The organism is Aeromicrobium sp. PE09-221, assembly GCF_002174305.1.
In the GTDB taxonomy this organism is placed as follows: domain Bacteria; phylum Actinomycetota; class Actinomycetes; order Propionibacteriales; family Nocardioidaceae; genus Aeromicrobium.
In genome coordinates, this window is record NZ_MIJB01000037.1 from 1 (window position 1) to 1,287 (window position 1,287).

Genomic DNA, 1,287 nt, shown 5'->3' on the forward strand with positions numbered 1-1,287 from the left:
GCAACAGCTTGGAGAGCCGGTGACGGGCCCGCATCAGATCGCCACGCGTGTCCTCACGAGCACGGACAAGATCGCGAGCCGCTCCCTGATCCAGCGTCGGGATCGCGACCGAGGTCACCTCATCGAGCCGCAGCAACCGCGCCAGATGGACCCCGTCCCTGGCGTCGGTCTTGACCCGATCTCCGCTAGGTGTAGTTCCCCGGGACGTTGTGAACAGGTGACGTAGCGAAGACCTCCGGGAACGATGTGGGTTACCACACTCACTTCATTCCAACGGAGGTCTTCGTGACTCACGCTAATGCCCCATTGACTCCTGAGGGGCGACGACGTCTTGCCGTGTTGATTGTCGAGCAGGGCTGGCCTGTCCGGCGGGCTGCTGAGCGGTTCCAAGTCTCGCCGGCAACGGCGTCCAAATGGGCGCGCAGATATCGGCACGGGGACTCGATGACAGACGTATCGTCGCGGCCCCGCAGGTCGCCGGCACAGTGCTCACGCCGACTCGAGCGGCGGATCGTCGCGCTGCGGTTCACTCGGCGGTGGGGTCCACATCGGATCGGCTATCACCTCGGAGTGCCCCGCTCGACTGTCGGACGAGTGCTGACCCGGTATCGGATGCCGCTGCTTGCCTTTCTGGACCAGGCGACCGGGCTGCCCGTCCGCAAACCCAAACCGGTCCGTTACGAGGCCTCGGCACCGGGCGAGCTGGTCCACGTCGACATCAAGAAACTCGGCCGGATCCCCGACGGCGGCGGCTGGCGCGCCCACGGCCGCGGCTCGGCCCAGGACCGCAACGCCGGCGCTGCCCGCGACAGGGCCGCACGTCGGGGCGCAGCGCCCTCGCGCGGTTACACGTTTCTGCATCACGCGGTCGACTCCTACTCCCGCTTGGCCTACTCAGAGCAGTTGGCGGACGAGCGCAAGGAGACCGCCGCCGCGTTCTGGAAACGAGCCCGCGCGTTCTTCGCCGAAGCCGGATTCGAGGTCAGTGCCGTGATGACCGACAACGGCGCCTGCTACCGGTCATACGTCTTCGCCGCAGCACTCGGCGAGAACGTCAAGCACCGCCGGACACGGCCATACCGGCCCCAAACCAACGGCAAGGTCGAACGCTTCAACCGAACCCTGATGGACGAGTGGGCATACGCCCAGATCTACCTGTCTGACGAGGACCGCTCAGCGACCTACGCCGACTGGTTGCACTCCTACAATCACCACAGACCCCACACCGGAATCGGAGGCTTCGTCCCCGCCGACCGCGTTCACAACCTCCCGGGGAACTACAGCTAG

1 protein-coding gene and 1 pseudogene are annotated in these 1,287 nt (G+C 66.1%); one reads left to right on the plus strand and one right to left on the minus strand.

Annotated elements, in window-relative coordinates; genetic code table 11:
- Positions 1-184 (minus strand): annotated as a pseudogene (locus tag BHE97_RS20825) (IS110 family transposase); the annotation flags it as partial.
- Positions 185-285: 101 nt separating this feature from the next.
- Between BHE97_RS20825 and BHE97_RS18195 the strand changes: the two are divergent.
- Entirely contained in the window at positions 286-1,287 is a 1,002-nt protein-coding gene (locus BHE97_RS18195) for an IS481 family transposase (RefSeq protein WP_087625463.1), read from the plus strand.